Annotated in this window: 15 protein-coding genes and 2 riboswitches; of the genes, 8 read left to right on the top strand and 7 right to left on the bottom strand. The window is 65.7% G+C overall.

The window, feature by feature from the left end; all coding sequences use genetic code 11:
• Positions 1 to 35 precede the first annotated feature (35 nt).
• From U5N23_RS04265 to U5N23_RS04235, 7 genes are all read right to left on the bottom strand, one after another.
• Entirely contained in the window at positions 36 to 389 is a 354-nt protein-coding gene (locus U5N23_RS04265) for an FKBP-type peptidyl-prolyl cis-trans isomerase (protein ID WP_416208573.1), read from the bottom strand.
• A 901-nt stretch (positions 390 to 1,290) separates the two neighbouring features.
• Entirely contained in the window at positions 1,291 to 4,179 is a 2,889-nt protein-coding gene (gene gcvP / locus U5N23_RS04260) for an aminomethyl-transferring glycine dehydrogenase (RefSeq protein ID WP_322591595.1), read from the bottom strand.
• 40 nt (positions 4,180 to 4,219) lie between these two features.
• Positions 4,220 to 4,594: a glycine cleavage system protein GcvH gene (gene gcvH, locus U5N23_RS04255; protein ID WP_322591594.1), complete on the bottom strand. Its 375-nt coding sequence runs from the start codon at positions 4,592 to 4,594 to the stop codon at positions 4,220 to 4,222.
• An 87-nt stretch (positions 4,595 to 4,681) separates the two neighbouring features.
• The gene (gene gcvT / locus U5N23_RS04250) at positions 4,682 to 5,818 is read right to left on the bottom strand and encodes a glycine cleavage system aminomethyltransferase GcvT (protein ID WP_322591593.1); all 1,137 of its coding nucleotides are present in this window, start codon (positions 5,816 to 5,818) and stop codon (positions 4,682 to 4,684) included.
• 50 nt (positions 5,819 to 5,868) lie between these two features.
• Positions 5,869 to 6,000, bottom strand: a riboswitch (glycine riboswitch).
• Positions 6,001 to 6,021: 21 nt separating this feature from the next.
• Positions 6,022 to 6,105: riboswitch (glycine riboswitch) on the bottom strand.
• 14 nt (positions 6,106 to 6,119) lie between these two features.
• Positions 6,120 to 7,397: a TRAP transporter large permease gene (locus U5N23_RS04245; protein WP_322591592.1), complete on the bottom strand. Its 1,278-nt coding sequence runs from the start codon at positions 7,395 to 7,397 to the stop codon at positions 6,120 to 6,122.
• Positions 7,394 to 7,888 carry a TRAP transporter small permease gene (locus tag U5N23_RS04240; RefSeq protein ID WP_322591591.1) on the bottom strand — a complete coding sequence of 165 codons (495 nt, stop codon included), beginning with the start codon at positions 7,886 to 7,888 and terminating at the stop codon, positions 7,394 to 7,396. Before U5N23_RS04240 ends, U5N23_RS04245 begins: the two co-directional genes overlap by 4 nt.
• 109 nt (positions 7,889 to 7,997) lie before the next feature.
• Positions 7,998 to 8,969, bottom strand: a complete 972-nt coding sequence (locus U5N23_RS04235) for a TRAP transporter substrate-binding protein (RefSeq protein ID WP_322591590.1) — start codon at positions 8,967 to 8,969, stop codon at positions 7,998 to 8,000.
• Positions 8,970 to 9,404: 435 nt separating this feature from the next.
• On the opposite strand from U5N23_RS04235, the gene U5N23_RS04230 reads away from it, so the two are divergent.
• The 8 genes from U5N23_RS04230 to U5N23_RS04195 all read left to right on the top strand — a co-directional run bounded on the left by U5N23_RS04230 (position 9,405) and on the right by U5N23_RS04195 (position 16,665).
• Complete coding sequence (locus U5N23_RS04230) at positions 9,405 to 9,863, top strand: Lrp/AsnC family transcriptional regulator (protein WP_007860247.1); 459 nt, start codon at positions 9,405 to 9,407, stop codon at positions 9,861 to 9,863.
• Positions 9,864 to 9,938: 75 nt separating this feature from the next.
• The gene (locus tag U5N23_RS04225; protein ID WP_322591589.1) at positions 9,939 to 10,847 is read left to right on the top strand and encodes a LysR family transcriptional regulator; all 909 of its coding nucleotides are present in this window, start codon (positions 9,939 to 9,941) and stop codon (positions 10,845 to 10,847) included.
• A 452-nt stretch (positions 10,848 to 11,299) separates the two neighbouring features.
• Entirely contained in the window at positions 11,300 to 12,124 is an 825-nt protein-coding gene (locus U5N23_RS04220) for a putative hydro-lyase (protein WP_322591588.1), read from the top strand.
• An 18-nt stretch (positions 12,125 to 12,142) separates the two neighbouring features.
• The gene (locus U5N23_RS04215; protein ID WP_322591587.1) at positions 12,143 to 13,108 is read left to right on the top strand and encodes a TRAP transporter substrate-binding protein; all 966 of its coding nucleotides are present in this window, start codon (positions 12,143 to 12,145) and stop codon (positions 13,106 to 13,108) included.
• A 130-nt stretch (positions 13,109 to 13,238) separates the two neighbouring features.
• A complete protein-coding gene (locus tag U5N23_RS04210; protein WP_322591586.1) occupies positions 13,239 to 13,748 on the top strand; it encodes a TRAP transporter small permease in 510 nt (169 codons plus the stop codon).
• A gap of 22 nt (positions 13,749 to 13,770) precedes the next feature.
• Positions 13,771 to 15,063 (top strand): TRAP transporter large permease subunit, encoded by a 1,293-nt coding sequence (locus U5N23_RS04205; protein ID WP_322591585.1) that lies wholly within the window; start codon positions 13,771 to 13,773, stop codon positions 15,061 to 15,063.
• Positions 15,064 to 15,119: 56 nt separating this feature from the next.
• Positions 15,120 to 16,085 carry a TRAP transporter substrate-binding protein gene (locus tag U5N23_RS04200; RefSeq protein ID WP_322591584.1) on the top strand — a complete coding sequence of 322 codons (966 nt, stop codon included), beginning with the start codon at positions 15,120 to 15,122 and terminating at the stop codon, positions 16,083 to 16,085.
• 31 nt (positions 16,086 to 16,116) lie between these two features.
• The gene (locus U5N23_RS04195; RefSeq protein ID WP_322591583.1) at positions 16,117 to 16,665 is read left to right on the top strand and encodes a hypothetical protein; all 549 of its coding nucleotides are present in this window, start codon (positions 16,117 to 16,119) and stop codon (positions 16,663 to 16,665) included.
• The last annotated feature ends 23 nt before the right edge of the window (positions 16,666 to 16,688 follow it).

The raw sequence follows: 16,688 nt of genomic DNA, 5'->3' as shown, positions 1-16,688 counted from the left end.
AGGAATGGATGAGTGGCCCGCGCGCCGGTCGCTTCTTACTTGCCGACGGAAATCAGTTCGATCTCGAAGTTCAGCGTGGCGTTGGGCGGAATCACCCCGCCGGCACCGTTGGCGCCGTAGGCGATGGCGGGCGGGCAGGTCAGCTTGGCCTTGCCGCCGGGCTTCATGCGCTGCACGCCTTCGGTCCAGCAGGGGATCACGCGGTTGAGCGGGAACGACGTAGGCTCGCCGCGCTTGTAGGAGCTGTCGAACTCCTTGCCATCGAGGAACATGCCCTTGTAGTGCACCTTGACGGTGTCCGTGGCCTTGGGCGATTCGCCCGTGCCGTCCTTGAGCGATTCGTAGACCAGGCCGCTGGACGTGGTGACGGGCTTGGCCTGTTGTGCCATGGCGGCGGGGGCGATCACGAGGCTGGCGAGCAGCAGGCACAGGGTATTGCGCAAAGGGTTCTCCTTGTGAGGATGGAATATTTTGGACAGGCGCGATCTTAGTCGTGTTCTTGTGGGTGTTCGTTCGGTATTGTTGTCATGGTTGCTCCGTGCTTTTGCATGGTGCGGGAGCCGGGATGTGCGCCCGGCGGCGCAGTAACTTTCTCTTGGCCGCCAAGAGAAAGTCACCAAAGAGAAGGCGGCCCCCAGTCTGCGTCCCTGCGCTTCGCTACGGGCAACCTGCGATGCTCGGAACTGGGGTGGTGCCGATGAACTCGCTGCGTTCTTCGAACTCCGCTCAGACAGCATCGGCAAGCTAGAGCACGAAGTGCGTGTGTCCTTCGGCACACGCACCCACCCCAGCCCCTGCGCTTCTCGGCGCAGCCAGCAGGGGTGGGGGCGGGTACCGCACGGCTGCTGCCTTCGCAGCTGCGCCTGGGGTCGGGGACGCGCGCGGTGCGCGCTGCCGACGCGCTGAGCGCGATCGCCCCGCCCAGGCCGAGCGAAGCAATGGCCCGAGTGGAGCCCGCTCCCACCCCCTTCTGACCGTGCCGAGAAGCGCAGGGCCTGGGGTGAGCGCGTGCCGAAGGACACGCGCCTCGTCATCTGGCTCGCCGAAGCTGTTTGACCGGAGCTGCCTCGCAGAGGCAGCGCAGGGAGTTCTTCGGCGTCACCCCAGGACCGAGCATCGCAGGCTGCCCCCTCGCCCCCTGGCGAGGGGGACACGGGCAGCGGGGTCGCCTTCTCTTTGGTGACTTTCTCTTGGCGACTCAAGAGAAAGTTACTGCGCCGCCGGGCGCACATCCCGGCCTCCGCCCTCGACACAGGCAAGGAGGCAACTGAAGACCCCTGCCGCGCAAGATCAAGCGTAGTCGCTGACCGGAATGCAACTGCACGCCAGATTGCGATCCCCCCACACATTGTCCACCCGCCCCACAGGCGACCAGTATTTGGCACTGCGCAGAGCAGCCACAGGATAGGCCGCCGTCTCACGCGAGTACGGACGTGTCCACTCGCCGGTGAGCAGGCTCTCCGCCGTGTGCGGCGCGTTCTTGAGGGGATTGTTGTCCTGCGGCCAGGCGCCGGCTTCGATCTGGCGGATCTCCTCGCGGATGGCGATCATCGCGTCGATGAAGCGATCAATCTCGAACAGCGTCTCGCTTTCGGTGGGCTCCACCATCAGCGTGTTGGGCACAGGGAAGCTCAGCGTGGGCGCGTGAAACCCGTAGTCGATCAGGCGCTTGGCGACGTCTTCGGCCATCACGCCGCTGGTGTCCTTCAACTGGCGCAGGTCCAGGATGCACTCGTGCGCCACATGGCCGTTGGCGCTCGCGTACAGCGTGGGGTAGTGGTCCTTGAGGCGCGCACTGATGTAGTTGGCCGAGAGGATGGCGGTTTCGGTCGCGGCCTGCAGGCCTTCGGCGCCCATCATGCGGCAGTACATCCAGCTGATGGGCAGCACGGCGGCATTGCCCAGGGGGGCTGCCGATACGGCGCCCACGCCGCCGGGCACACCGGCCGTGGCATGGCCGGGCAGGTAGGGCACGAGGTCGGCCACCACGCACACGGGGCCCACGCCCGGGCCGCCACCGCCGTGGGGGATGCAGAAGGTCTTGTGCAGGTTCAGGTGGCTCACGTCGCCGCCGAACTCGCCGGGCGCGGCCACGCCCACCAGGGCGTTCATGTTGGCGCCGTCCACATAGACGCGGCCGCCGTGCTGGTGCACCAGGGCGCACAGCTCCTTGACCTGGGTCTCGAACACGCCGTGCGTGCTGGGGTAGGTGATCATCACGGCAGCCAGGTTGGCGCTGTGCTGCTCGCACTTGGCCTGCAGGTCCGCCATGTCCACGTTGCCGTTGGCGTCACAGGCGGTCACCACCACCTGCATGCCCACCATCTGCGCGCTGGCGGGGTTGGTGCCGTGCGCGCTGCTGGGGATCAGGCAGATGTTGCGGTGGCCATCACCCTGCGCTTCATGGTAGGCCTTGATGGCCAAGAGGCCCGCGTACTCGCCCTGCGAGCCTGCATTGGGCTGCAGGCTGATGCCGGCATAGCCCGTGGCCTGGCACAGCCAGGCGCGCAGCTGCTCGTCGAGCTCGCGGTAGCCTTCGAGCTGCTCGGCCGGGGCAAAAGGGTGCACCTGGGCGAACTCGGGCCAGGTGATGGGAATCATCTCGCTCGTGGCATTGAGCTTCATGGTGCAGCTGCCCAGCGGGATCATGCTGCGGTCCAGCGCCAGGTCCTTGTCGGACAGCTGGCGGATGTAGCGCAGCATGCCGGTCTCGCTGTGGTGGGTGTTGAACACCGGGTGCGTGAGGTAGGCGCTGGTACGGCGCAGCTCGGCCGGGATCAGCGGCTCCACGCCCTTCTCGAACGCGTCGAAGGTGGGCAGGGCCTGGCCGTCCTTGGCGAAGACCTGCCACAAGAGTGCGATGTCGGCACGCGTGGTGGTCTCGTCGAGCGAGATGCACAGGTAGTTCTCGAAGTACACACGCAGGTTGGCGCCCATCTTCACCGCGCGCGCTGCGATGGCGGCGGTAGCGCCATCGGTCTTGAGCGTGAGGGTGTCAAACGTGGCCTGTTCGCGCACGGGGGCACCCAGCTGTTCCAGCCCCTTGGCCAGGATGGCGGTGTAGCTGGCCACGCGCTGGGCGATGCGCTTCAAGCCCTCGGGGCCGTGGTACACGGCGTACATGCTGGCCACCACGGCCGGCAGCACCTGGGCGGTGCAGATGTTGGAGGTGGCCTTCTCGCGGCGGATGTGCTGCTCGCGCGTCTGCAGCGCCAGGCGGTAGGCGGGCTTGCCGTGCACGTCCACGCTCACGCCGACCAGGCGGCCGGGCAGGGAGCGCTTGAACTCATCGCGGCAGGCCATGTAGGCCGCGTGCGGGCCACCGGCACCCATGGGCATGCCAAAGCGCTGGGTGGTGCCGACCACGATGTCGGCGCCCCATTCACCGGGCGGGGTGATCAGGGTCAGGGCCAGCAGATCGGCGGCGGCGATGAAGGCGGCCTGCTTGGCGTGGGCTTTCTCCACGTCGGCACGCAGGTCGTCGATGCGGCCGCTGGTGGCGGGGTACTGGGCCAGCACGGCGAAATACTCGCCTTCCAAAGCGGTGTCCCACTCGGGGGCGGAGTTCGCCAGCACCACCTCGATGTTGAGCGGTTTGGCGCGGGTCTGGATGACTTCGATGGTCTGGGGGTGCGCGTCACCGGCGACGATGAAGCGGTTGCTCTTGCTCTTGACCGAGCGCTTGGCCAAGGTCATGGCCTCGGCTGCGGCCGTGGCCTCGTCGAGCATGGAGGCGTTGGCAATCGGCATGCCGGTCAGGTCGCAGACCATGGTCTGGAAGTTGACCAGGGCCTCCATGCGCCCCTGCGAGATCTCGGCCTGGTAGGGCGTGTAGGCCGTGTACCAGGCCGGGTTTTCGAGCACGTTGCGCAGGATCACGCCCGGCGTGTGCGTGCCGTAGTAGCCCTGGCCGATGAAGCTCCTGAGCACCTGGTTCTTGCTGGCCATGGCCCTGAGCTCTGCCAGGGCCGCCGCTTCCGTCACGGGCAGCGGCAGGTCCATGGCCGTGCTGCGCGCAATCGAGCGCGGCACGATGCTTTCGATGAGTGCGCGGCGCGAGGCCTCGCCGATCACCGACAGCATGTGTGCTTCGTCGGCCGCATCGATGCCGATATGGCGGGGCAGGAATTCGGTGGCGTTTTCGAGCGCGCCGAGCGGCAGGGCGGAGGGCATCAACATGGGGCAGGTCTCAGGCTTCTTCGGGGCAGGGGGCGTCGGCTTAGGAGTTCTTGGCGAATTCGGTGTAGTCGGTCTCGGACAGCAGCGCGTCCAACTGGCCGGCATCGCTGAGCTTGACCTTGAAGAACCAGCCTGCGTTCAGGGGGTCGGAGTTGGCCAGCGAGGGGTCGGCGCGCAGCGCTTCGTTGACCTCGACGATCTCGCCCGAGACGGGCATGTACACATCGGCCGCGGCCTTCACGGACTCGACCACACCGGCGACTTCGCCCTGGGCAAAGGTCTTGCCGACTTCGGGGAGGTCCACGAACACCACGTCACCCAGGGCGTCCTGGGCATGCACGGTGATGCCCACGACAGCGGCAGCCGTGTCGGCGGCGTTGATCCATTCGTGGTCTTTGGAGAATTTGACGGTCATGGGGAAAGCTCCTGTGGCTCTTGAAAAATGAAGGAATCTGCAATGTAAGCGGCATCGGCCCACGCAGGGGCCGTGCCAGGGCGGGCTTCAGCCCCGGAAATAGTTGGCAGGGACGAAAGGCATGGCACGCACTTCCATCGGCACCGCCTTGCCGCGCACGATGGCGTTCACGCGGGTGCCGATGGCGGCAAACGCAGGCGTGACATAGCCCATGGCCACGGGTTCGTTGACGGTAGGGCCCAACAGGCCGCTGGTGACTTCGCCGATCTTCTGGCCATCAGGGCTCTGCAGTTCGGTGTGCTCGCGCACGGGCACGCGCTCCAGCGCCACCAGGCCCACGCGCTTGCGCGCCAGGCTGGCGGGGTTGTCGATCTGCGCCAGCACCTTGTCGGCACCGGGAAAGCCACCCGCGCGCGCACCGCCGGTGCGGCGCACCTTCTGGATAGCCCAGTTCAGCGCCGCCTCGGGCGGGGTGGTGGTGGTGTCGATGTCGTTGCCGTACAGGCACAGGCCGGCTTCCAGGCGCAGCGAGTTGCGCGCGCCCAGGCCGATGGGCTTGACCTCGGGCTGGGCCAGCAGCGCGCGCGCCAGGGTGTCGGCCTGGGCGGCGGGCACCGAGATCTCGAAGCCGTCCTCGCCTGTGTAGCCGCTGCGTGTCACGAAACAGTCGCAGCCGGCAATGGTGTAGCTGCCACCGGTCATGAAGACCAGCTTCTCGATGCCCGGGGCCAGGCGGGCCAGGGCGGTCACGGCCTGCGGGCCCTGCAGCGCCAGCAGGGCATGCTCGGGCATGGGTGCAACTTCGCAGCGCTGGCCGATGCGCGCCTGGATATGCGCGATGTCCTGCACCTTGCAGGCACCGTTGACGATCACGAACAGCGTGTCCTTGCCCTGGTTGAAGAACATCAGGTCGTCGATGATGGTGCCCTCGTCGGTCAGCAGCAGGCCGTAGCGCTGCTTGCCCACGGGCAGGTCGATCACGTCCACGGGCACCAGGGTTTCGAAGGCGGCGGCGGCATCCGGGCCGATGAGTTGGAGCTGGCCCATGTGCGACACGTCGAACAGGCCGGCGGCCTGGCGCGTGTGCAGGTGCTCGGCCATCAGGCCTGCGGGGTACTGCACGGGCATGGAGTAGCCGGCGAACGGCACCATGCGGGCGCCCAGCTCCAGGTGCAGGGCGTTCAGGGGCGTGGTGAGCAGGGGGGTGGTAGCGGGGGCAGGCATGGGGCGGACTCCGGGCAAATGGGGGCCGCGGCCTTCAACGAGGTCGCGGGATTTGCCCTGCTGTCCGCTTTACCTGAGAGATTCACCGCACCGCCCTGGCTGGCGGCTGCGGCTTGCTCCTTCGGTGGGTGGCCTGCGCGCTGCGTTGCATCGTGCGGCCACCTCTCTCCAGCAAGGGAACGCCTGCATCCCTGCAGGCGGTTGCCAGTCCTTTTGCCTGAGCGTTCGGGATGTCCCTGCGCCTTCGGCGGCCCCCTCGCCATTGCTGGGGAAGGCTCTCTCCTGACCCGGCGGATTCTACCTACTTTGAATACACCAGATCGCGCAAGGTAAGCGAAAGGCCCGGAATGTAGGTGATGAACATCAGGCACACCAGGATCACGCCGACGAAGGGCAGCAGGTGCTTGATGATCCGGTCCAGCGAGATGCGCGCCACCGTGCAGGCCGCAAACAGGTTCACGCCGAAGGGCGGGGTGATCATGCCCAGTGCCAGGTTCACCACCATGATGAGCCCGAAGTGCACGGGGTCCACGCCGAAGTGCATGGCCACAGGCGCCAGGATGGGGGCCAGCACGATGATGGCGGCACTGGTCTCGATGAACATGCCGATCACGAACAGGGCCGCGTTCACGCCCAGCAGGAACAGGGTGGGGGACTGCAGCACCGACTCCAGCCAGCGGCCGATCGCATCGGGCACCCCCGCGCGGGTGATCAGGAAGGCGAACAGCCCGGCGTTGGCGATGATGAACATGATCACCGCCGAGGAGATGGCCGACTTGCGCAGGATGGCGAACAGATCGTTGATGCGGATCTCGCGGTAGATCACCACACCCACGATGAGGGCGTAGAACACGGCCACGGCCGATGCCTCGGTGGGGGTGAACACGCCGCCATAGATGCCGCCCAGGATGATCACCGGCATCAGCAGCGCCCAGCCGGCCTGCAGCGTGGCCTTGCCGAAGGGCATGCGGCCTTCGCCATCGGTCTTGCCCCAGCCTTTCCACTTGCAGTACGCCCAGACGAAGAGCATCAGCGCACTGCTGATCAGCAGCCCGGGGCCAAACCCGGCGATGAACAGCTCGCCGATGGACACTTCGGCGCTCACGCCATAGAGGATCAAGGGAATGGACGGCGGAATGATCACGCCCAGTTCGGCACTGGTGGCCTGCAGCGCTGCGGCGTAGCTCGTGGGGTAGCCGTGCTTGATGAGGGCCGGGATCAGGATGGCGCCAATGGCGAAGGTGGTGGCCACCGAAGAGCCAGACACCGCCGCGAAGATCATGCAGGTGAGCACGCAGGTCATGGGCAGGCCGCCCTGCACGCCGCCCACGATGCTCTTGGCGAACTCGACCAGGCGGCGCGAGATGCCGCCGGTCTCCATCAGGTTGCCCGCCAGGATGAAGAAGGGAATGGCGGCCAGCGGAAACTTGTTGATCGAGGCGAACATCTCCTTGACGGAAATGAGCATGTTGGCGTTGGAGGCCTGGATGCCCAGGATGGACGCCAGGCCGATGGAAACCGCTACCGAGATGGTCAGTGCAAAGCACAGCACCATCGTTGAAATCATGACCAGGCTCATTGGGCCGTCTCCAGTTCCATGCGCAGGGGATCGATCAGGTTGCCGATGATGCCGACCACGCAGAACAGGCCGCCCACAGGCATGGCCAGGTAGGCCCAGAACATGGAGACCGACTCCAGGCCGGCCATGCTCTGCACACCACCGCGCACGGAATAGTCCCAACCCCACCAGATGATCACGCCGATCAGCGCCAGGGCGGCGAGCGACACCACCCAGTCGAGCACGCGCCGCATCTTCGGCGGGCTCCAGCGGTAGAGCACGTCCACGCTCACCATGGCGCCCTGGCGGAAGGCGGCGGGGATGGCCAGGAACACCATCCAGATCAGGCTGAAGCGGATCAGCACCTCGGTCCATTCGGCGGGCTGCTCCAGCACGAAGCGCATCACGATCTGGAACATGCCGAGCGAGGAGGCCAGCGCCAGCATGGCGCAGGCGGCCAGCATGGCGATGGAGGTCGTCCAGCGCTCAAAGGTCAAAAATGCATTTTTCATGGGGCAAGGCCGGCCACGCAAGCAAGAGAAAGGAGACAAAAGGCAAGAACCAAACGCCCGGTAGCTGGAGTGCTACGGGCGTTTGGTTCCGGGGGGGAAGCGCGGCGGATTACTTGACGTCGCGGATCTTGTCGAGCGCGGCCTTGCCGAACTGCTTTTCGAACTCGGCATTCACCGGCGCCAGGGTGGCGACGAACTTGGCCTTGTCCACGTTGTCGATCACCGTCATGCCCTTGGCGCGCAGGTCGGCCACGCCCTTGGCATCGTCTTCGTCCACGCGGGCGCGGTTGGCCTTGGTGCCTTCCTTGGCGGCGTCGAGGAAGGCCTGCTTGTCAGCGGCCGACAGCTTGTCGAACGAGGCCTTGTTCATCACGAAGATGCAGGGCGAGTAGACATGGCCCGTGAGCGTCAGGTGCTTTTGCACCTGGTCGAACTTGGCCGAGATGATCACCGGCAGGGGGTTCTCCTGGCCGTCCACGGTGCCTTGCTGCAGGGCTGTGAACACTTCGGGGAAGGCCATGGGCGTGGTGATGATGCCAAAGCCCTTGTAGGCGGCGATGTGCACGGGGTTCTCCATCGTGCGCATCTTCAGGCCCTTCAGGTCGCCCGGCTCCTTCACGTCGCGCTTGCTGTTGGTCATGTGGCGGAAACCGTTTTCCGCCCAGGCCAGGGCCTTGAAGCCCTTGGCGTCGAACTTGGTCAGCATCTCCTGGCCGATGGGGCCGTCGAGCACGGCGCGGGCGTGGGCCTTGTCGCGGAACAGGAAGGGCACATCCAGGATCTTGGTCTCGGGCACGAAATTGGGCACCGGGCCGGTGGAGCTGAACGCGAGCTCCTGCGTGCCCAGTTGCACGGCTTCGATCGACTCGCGCTCTCCGCCCAGGGCGCCGTTGTAGAAGGTCTGTACCTTGTAGCGGCCGCCCGTGCGCTTTTCGACTTCCTTGGCAAACGTGTCGATGGCCACGCCCTGGTGGGAGTTCTGGGCCGTGGAAATGCTGATGCGCATGGTGGTTTGCGCGGCAGCGGTGGCCACAAAGCCGAGCGCGAGGCTCAGGCCGACGACGAGTCTGGTCAGTTGCATGGTGTCTCCTGTTGATTTTTGGGCTGGCTGCCGGGGTGTTGTGTCCCCGCGCGAGCAATGGAGTATCCACTCCACGCCTGCGCCAAATTATGGCGGCGCAACATGCCCGGGGCATCGGGGTTTGTGCTGGTAAGCGTGCATATGAATGCCCTGTGGCCTGGCCGACGTCGCGAGGGCGACAGAAGGACGTGGATGCGCCCGGATCGTGGGATCGGGAGGACGTGTGGAGGCCATGCTGCTCCGGTGATGTTGCCAAGTGCCCCGGTCTGGCGGTAACCAGTCCGGGGCCCTGTCAGTTTGTGCGCTCCGGTAAGAGCGCCTTGATGTCCAAAGTATGCGCTGCGGAGCGCAGCAGTTCTTTCTGGATTTTGTGAAAAATTAGAGTTTTGCAGAAAAATTTGCTGCAGATGCCGTATTGCATGAATAATTGAATGCATGGACCGCCTCGACAGAAAAATTCTCGCTGTGCTGCAGGGTGATGCACGCGCCAGCCTGCAGGAAATCGGCCAGGCCGTGGGCCTGAGCCCCTCGCCGTGCTGGGGCCGCATCAAGAAGATGGAGGAGGCCGGTGTGATCCAGGGCTATACCGTGCGGCTCAATCCGCAGGCGCTGGGCCTGTCGGACACCGTGCTGGTGCAGGTCACGCTGGACAGCCATTCAGACAATACGCTCGAGAAGTTCGGCGAAACCCTGGCCAGCATCCCCGAGGTGATCGAGGCGCACCTGGTCTCGGGCGACTACGACTACCTGCTGCGTGTGGTGGTCAAGGACACGCGCGACTACGAGCGCTTGCTGCGCGAGAAGCTCTACAAGATCAAGGGCATCCGCCACAGCCGTTCGAGCTTCGTGCTGCGCACGCTCAAGAAGGCCGACCTGCCGCTGTTCGCTGAATAGGGTGCTGGCATGTTGGCTGCTCTGTCGCGGTAAAGCGGGCGCACAATCCGGGCGCCGCAAACCCACCAAAGCACCATGAACCTGCGTTTCGTCGAAGCCTTCTACTGGGTCGCCTCCCTGCGCAGCGTGACGCGCGCGGCCGAAAAGCTGTTCCTCACGCAGTCGGCCATGTCCAGCCGCGTGGCGGCACTGGAGGAAGAGCTGGGCGTGCTGCTGCTCGACCGCAGCGACAAGCGTTTCAAGCTCACGGTGGCGGGCACGCGCTTTCTCACCTACGCCAAGCGCATGCTCGAACTGCAGCGCCAGCTCAAGGCCGAGATGGGGTCGGGTGGGCCCATGGAGGTGTCCATCCGTCTCGGTGCCATCGAATCGGTGCTGCACTCCTGGCTCATCCCGTGGATCGAACAGCTGCGCAAGGACAACCCGCTGCTCGAGCTCGAACTCACGGTGGAGACCACCCCCGTGCTGCTCGACCAGATCCGCCGCGGCGCACTGGACACGGTGTTCGCCGCGCTGCCCGCCTCGGCCGAGGGCATTCGCACCCAGGCGCTCACGCCCATGGAAATGGTCTTCGTGGGCAACAGCGCGCTGCACCGCAAGCGGCGCTATGCGCTGGCGGATTTCGCGGAGACCGACATCCTGACCTTCCAGCGTGGCTCGCAGCCGCATGTGAGCCTGCTCGATGTGCTGCGCCAGGCGCAGGTGGAGCCGCGCTGCGTGCACACCATCTCCTCCATCTCGGCCATGGTGCAGCTGGTGCAGGGCGGCTTCGGCGTGGCCACGCTGCCGCGCCAGGCCGTGCAGCGGCTGCTGGCCTTCCCGGACCTGCGCCCGCTGGCCTGCGAGGCCGAGCTGCGGCCGCTGCCCATCCACCTGAGCTACCGCGAAGACCCGTCCTCGCCGGCCGTGGAAGGCGTGGTGCGCTCGGCGCTGGCCTTCGTCGAACTGCAGGCCGAGCGCCCCAAGGGCCGCGCCAGAAGCTGAAACCTGGCTGACGGAGTGTGCCGGGCGCTGCGCCTGTGCAGGCCTGTCGGGCTGCTGCGTGGCAGTTGGGCGCCCATTTGCGGGCGCCAGGCAGGCGCCTGGTTTTCGCTGCAGTCCGGCCATGCCAGTTGTTGGTGCAATCCAGCGACCGGATGGAAGTCCCCGTGCCTGTGCCACGCAGGCACGAGATGCCCTTGTCGCGCCCTTCCACCACCGCCGTGGAGCGCCGTTTTGCGCCGTATCCATGCATGTCCGCAAGGGCTCCACGGCACGTCTTTCGGATCCCTAGGGTTTTCACTTAGCACCAAGTTGGGTGAAGTGTGCTCCAGCGTAGTGCATCGAAAAAATCGATGACCTGAGAGAAATTTTTTGAATTTGCCAGTGGCGGTGGACCGCCAACACAATCCATCCATCGTCACGCATCTGACATTTCGCAACGCAAGGAAGCCACGGTGGACTCCACACACAACAACACGCCCGAGGTCTTTGGTTCAGCAGGCAGCAGCAACGCCGCGCACGTGCGCAGCGTGATCCGCCAGGGCCTGTGGACCTCGCACACCAGCGGCCTGGCCGACGGCCACGTGCAGGGCAACCTGGTCATCCTGCCCGAGGTGCAGGCCGGCGACTTCCTGCGCTTTTGCCAGCGCAACCCCAAGCCCTGCCCGGTGCTGGCGGTGAGCGAGCCCGGCCAGTTCTCGCTGCCTTCGCTGGGCCAGGGCATCGACATCCGCAGCGACGTGCCGCTGTACCGCGTCTGGCGCCATGGCGAGATGGCCGAGGAGGTGACGGACATTGCTGCATTCTGGCGCCCCGACCTCGTGACCTTCATCCTTGGCTGCTCGTTCTCGTTCGAGTCGGCGCTGATCGAGGCCGGCATCCGCCTGCGCCATGTCGACGAAGGCAAGAACGTGGCCATGTTCCGCACCAGCCTGCAGACCGAGCCGGCCGGCCCCTTCGGCGGCGCGATGGTGGTGACCATGCGACCCATGCCGGCGGCCGATGTGATACGCGCCGTGCAGGTGACCTCGCGCTTTCCCAATGTGCACGGCGCACCGGTGCACATCGGTGATCCCTCCCTGATCGGCATTGCCGATCTGGCCCGGCCCGACTACGGCGACGCCGTGGAACTGATGCCCGGCGAGATCCCCGTCTTCTGGGCCTGCGGCGTCACGCCGCAGTCCGCCATCCTGCACGCCCAGCCGGCGTTCTGCATCACCCACGCACCGGGCTGCATGCTGATCTCCGACCTTCTCAACCACCAGCTCGCCAGCTTTTAACCTCAAGGAGCCTCCACCATGAAACGCATCGCCATTGCCCTCGCTGCCATCACCGTCTGCGCCGCCAGTGCCCAGGCGCAAGTCAAATGGGACCTGCCCACGGGCTACAGCGCCAACACCTTCCAGACGGTCAACGTCCAGCAATTTGCCAAGGAGGTGGATGAGCTGACCGGTGGCAAGCTCAAGATCACGCTGCACCCCGGTGGCTCGCTCTACAAGGCCAACGAACTCAAGCGCGCCGTGCAGACCGGGCAGGTACCTTCGGCCGAGTTCATCCTTTCAGGCGCGGCCAACGAAAACCCCTTGTACGGGGTGGACTCGATCCCCTTCCTCACGAAGTCGTACGCCGAGTCCCTGAAGCTGTACCAGGTGGCCAAGCCTGCGCAGGAAAAGCTGCTGGCTTCGCAGGGCATGAAGCTGCTGTTCAGCGTGCCATGGCCTGGGCAGTCGCTGTACTCCACCAAGCCGGTGCAGAGCCCTGCCGATCTGGCCGGCACGAAGATGCGTTCCTTCAGTCCGGCAACAACGCGCATCGCGCAACTGCTCAAGGCCCAGCCGGTCACCATCCAGCTCACGGAACTCGGGCAGGCGCTGGCCACCAACACCGTGAACAACTTCCTGACTTCCTCGGCCAGCGGTGTCGAAAGCAAGCTCTATGAGCAGGTCAAGTACTTCTACCCCGTGGCGGCATGGCAGCCGCGCAATGCCACGGTGGTCAACCAGAAGGCCTTCGACAGCCTGGACAAGGCCACCCAGGACGCCGTGATGAAGGCCGCTGTCGCAGCCGAGAAGCGCGGTTGGGAAACCAGCGAGCGCCTGGACAAGGAGTTCCTCAAGGAACTGGGTGCCAAGGGCATGACCATCACCGAACCATCGGACGCGCTCAAGAAGGAGTTCGCCTCGATCGGCAGCACCATGGCCGAGGAGTGGATCAAGTCTGCCGGCCCTGAAGGCAAGGCCATCATCGACGCGTACCGCAAGTAAGCCAGGGCATCCGCCTGCCGCTGCCGCCGGAGGTTCCTCCGGGGCAGCCTCCAGGATGCCGGCGGGTACTGCCCGGCCATCCCCTTCGTCCCCCTTTCCTTCATTTGTCAGCGAACTCCGGGAGATCGCCATGGACAAGCTCGTCCGAAATTTGTACCGCCTGCTCACCGGCCTGTCCTGCGTGTCGATGGTGGCTGCATTCCTCATCGTCCTGCTGGGTGTGCTGTCGCGCCAAGTCTCGTTCATCGACGTACAGGGGCTCGATGCCTATGCCGGCTATGCGATTGCCGCGGCGCTGTTCTTCGCCCTGCCGGGCACCCTGCAGAACGGTGACCACATCCGCGTCACGCTGATGCTCGACCGGCTGCCGGCCCGTGGCCGGGCCTTCTTCGAATGGTTCTGCCTGATCGCGGCGCTGGCACTCACGGCCTACGTCGCCTGGTATGCCACCCGGTCCGTCTGGATCTCGTACGTTACGCACGACATCTCCCCTGCCGCAGACGCTTCACCGCTGTGGATCCCCCAGATCAGCATGGCGGTGGGCAGCATCGGCTTTGCCATCGCATTCGCCCACGCCCTCGTCCTGCGGGCCCGCGGCGAGAGCCTCATCGCAGCGTCCGAGGCCGCACGGTCCGAATAACAACCACCAAGGTAGAAAAATCATGGACGTCATCATTGCATTCGGACTGATCGTGGTGCTGTTCGCAGTGCTCGGATCAGGCCTGTGGATCGGGCTGTCGCTGCTGGCGGTGGCGCTGCTCGGCATGGAACTCTTCACCAGCCGCCCCGTGGGCGACAGCATGATGCTGACCATCTGGGGCTCGACCTCCAGCTGGACGCTGACCGCGTTGCCGCTCTTTCTCTGGATGGGCGAGATCCTGTTTCGCAGCAAGCTGTCCAGCGACATGTTCAAGGGGCTTGCTCCGTGGCTGGAGCGCCTGCCGGGCCGCCTGCTGCACGTGAACGTGGTCGGCTGCACCATCTTTGCCGCGATCTCCGGATCGTCCGCCGCCACCTGCGCCACCATCGGCAAGATGACGCTGCCCGAGCTCAAGAAGCGCGGCTATCCCGACGATATTTCCGTCGGTACCCTGGCCGGTGCGGGCACGCTGGGGCTGCTGATTCCGCCGTCGATCATCATGATCGTCTACGGTGTGGCCGCCAATGTCTCCATCTCCAAGCTCTTTCTCGCCGGCGTGATCCCCGGCCTGCTGCTGGGGGGGCTGTTCATGGGCTACATCGTCGTCTGGGGGCTGCTCAACAAGGACAAGGTCCCCGCCCCCGATGCTCCGATGGGCTTCTTCCAGATGGTGTACGCCTCGCGCCACCTGATTCCCGTGGTCTCCCTGATCGTCGTGGTTCTGGGCGCGATCTACAGCGGCATTGCCACGGCGACAGAAGCCGCAGCGCTGGGTGTCGGCGGAGCGCTGATACTGGCCAGTATCGAGGGCTCCCTGAGCTGGAAGCTGTTCAAGGAAGGTCTGGTGGCGGCATGCCGTGTGTACTGCATGATCGGTCTCATCCTGGCCGGCGCTGCCTTCCTCACGCTGGCGATGGGCTTCATCGGCCTGCCGCGGCACCTGGCGGAGTTCATCGGCTCGCTGCACCTGGCGCCGTTCTCGCTGATGCTGCTGCTGATCGTGTTCTTCATCGCGCTGGGTTGCTTCCTGGACGGCATCTCGATGGTCGTGCTGACCATTGCGGTGCTGCTGCCCACCGTGGAGGCCGCAGGCTTCGATCTGATCTGGTTCGGCATCTTCATCGTGCTGGTGGTCGAGATGGCCCAGATCACGCCGCCCGTCGGCTTCAACCTGTTCGTGATACAGGGCCTCACGCGGCGGGAAATCATGTGGATCGCCCGCACCGCACTGCCGCTGTTCGCGCTGATGATCGCGGCGGTCATGGCGACCTACTTCGCTCCGGGCATCGTCCTGTGGCTGCCCAACCGCATGTAGGTCGCGCAGCTTCATCCAGCCTAGCGCCTCACCCGTCCTCGTCACTGGAGCCGATCATGATGAAAGCAATCTTGCTGGCCGCGCTCGCCGCAGCCCCGGTGGCGCACGCCCAGACCCAGTGGAAGCTGGCCACCGGCTACCGCGCCGAGTCGTTCCACACGCGCAACGTGGTGCAGTTCGCACAGGACGTGGAGCGCGCTTCCTCGGGCGCCCTGCGCATCGAGGTGCACGCCAACAACACGCTGGCCAAGCTCGCCGACATTCCCCAGGCGGTGCAGGAGGGCAAGGCCCAGGCGGGTGAGACCATCATGACCAGCCTGGTCAAGGGCATGCCGATCGCCGGTGCCGACGCGATTCCCTTCGTGGTGCGCAGCTACGCCGACGCACGCCGCATGTGGGACCTGCAGCGCCCGCTGATCGAAGGGCACTTCGCACGCAAGGGGCTCAAGGCCTTGTATGCCGTGCCCTGGCCGCCGCAGGGGCTGTTCTCGATTGCGCCCGTGCGCTCGTCGGCCGATTTCAAGGGCACGCGCATGCGCACCTACAACCCGGCCACCGTGCGCATCGCCGAGATGCTGGGCGCCGCCACGGTGGACGTGCCCATGGTCGAGGTCAGCAAGGCCCTGTCCGCAGGCCAGCTCGACTCCATGATCACCTCGGCCCTCACCGGGGTCGAGAACCAGGTATGGGGACAGATCCGGCACTACTACGGCATCAACGCCTGGTTCCCCAAGAACATCGTTTTCGTGAACCTGCAGGCCTTCGAGGCGCTGCCGCCGGCGGTGCGCCAGGCGGTGACAAAGGCCGCCGGCGAGGCCGAGGCGCGTGGCTGGGCCATGAGCCAGGCCGTGGCCGACGAGTCGGTGGGCGAGCTGCAGCGCAAGGGCATCAAGGTGGACCGTGCCTCCGCCGAGCTCGACACCGAACTCAAGCGCCTGGGCGAGCGCTTCTCGCGCGAGTGGGTGCGCTCCGTGGGGGGCGAAGCCAACCAGATCTTCATCCCGTACTACACGCAGCGCTGAGCTTGCCCAACCCCGTTCCAGGAGAAGCACCATGCACACCCCCCAGCTTTCCGTCGAGACATACCTGCGGGCCAAGGATGGCAACCGCCCGCACCTGATCGCCCAGGCCTTTGCCGGCGGTGCGCTGCTGCAGATGGAGATGCGCCAGGGCGGCATGGTCTTCCCGCCCTCGGCCCAGGGCCGCGAGGCCATCGCCGAGACCCTGGTGCGCAATTTCAACCGCAGCTTCGAGAACGTCTACACCTTCTGCCTGGCCGATCCGCCAGCGCCGGACAGCGCAGACTTCCACTGCGACTGGCTCGTGGCCATGACCGAGAAGGACAGCCGCGCCGTGCGCGTGGGCTGCGGCCAGTACCACTGGCGCTTTGCGCCCGGCAACAGGCTGGCGCAGGAACTGCGCATCGTGATCGAGGCCATGCAGACCCTGCCACCCGCCGACATCCTGCCCGTGATGGCCTGGACCACGGCGCTCGGCGGGCCCTGGTGCCCACAGGCGCATGCCCTGGCCAGCGCGCCTCCCATCCCCGCTGTGCGCGAAATTCTGCAGCGCCTGGCGCCAGCCTGCGCAACCGCGGCCTGATTCCCGCCACTCCCATTTTTTCT

This window comes from Acidovorax sp., assembly GCF_034519795.1.
GTDB lineage: Bacteria > Pseudomonadota > Gammaproteobacteria > Burkholderiales > Burkholderiaceae_C > Acidovorax.
Note: the sequence above shows the minus strand (reverse complement) of the source record. Positions and strands in the feature narration are given on the sequence as shown.

Coding starts and splice junctions, on each gene's coding strand:
- gcvT (WP_322591593.1), bottom strand. CDS start 5,818: ATGCCTGCCCCCGCTACCACCCCCCTGCTCACCACGCCCCTGAACGCC.
- U5N23_RS04200 (WP_322591584.1), top strand. CDS start 15,120: ATGATGAAAGCAATCTTGCTGGCCGCGCTCGCCGCAGCCCCGGTGGCG.
- gcvH (WP_322591594.1), bottom strand. CDS start 4,594: ATGACCGTCAAATTCTCCAAAGACCACGAATGGATCAACGCCGCCGAC.
- U5N23_RS04225 (WP_322591589.1), top strand. CDS start 9,939: ATGAACCTGCGTTTCGTCGAAGCCTTCTACTGGGTCGCCTCCCTGCGC.
- U5N23_RS04240 (WP_322591591.1), bottom strand. CDS start 7,888: ATGAAAAATGCATTTTTGACCTTTGAGCGCTGGACGACCTCCATCGCC.
- U5N23_RS04235 (WP_322591590.1), bottom strand. CDS start 8,969: ATGCAACTGACCAGACTCGTCGTCGGCCTGAGCCTCGCGCTCGGCTTT.
- U5N23_RS04210 (WP_322591586.1), top strand. CDS start 13,239: ATGGACAAGCTCGTCCGAAATTTGTACCGCCTGCTCACCGGCCTGTCC.
- gcvP (WP_322591595.1), bottom strand. CDS start 4,179: ATGTTGATGCCCTCCGCCCTGCCGCTCGGCGCGCTCGAAAACGCCACC.
- U5N23_RS04230 (WP_007860247.1), top strand. CDS start 9,405: ATGGACCGCCTCGACAGAAAAATTCTCGCTGTGCTGCAGGGTGATGCA.
- U5N23_RS04195 (WP_322591583.1), top strand. CDS start 16,117: ATGCACACCCCCCAGCTTTCCGTCGAGACATACCTGCGGGCCAAGGAT.
- U5N23_RS04245 (WP_322591592.1), bottom strand. CDS start 7,397: ATGAGCCTGGTCATGATTTCAACGATGGTGCTGTGCTTTGCACTGACC.
- U5N23_RS04215 (WP_322591587.1), top strand. CDS start 12,143: ATGAAACGCATCGCCATTGCCCTCGCTGCCATCACCGTCTGCGCCGCC.
- U5N23_RS04265 (WP_416208573.1), bottom strand. CDS start 389: ATGGCACAACAGGCCAAGCCCGTCACCACGTCCAGCGGCCTGGTCTAC.
- U5N23_RS04205 (WP_322591585.1), top strand. CDS start 13,771: ATGGACGTCATCATTGCATTCGGACTGATCGTGGTGCTGTTCGCAGTG.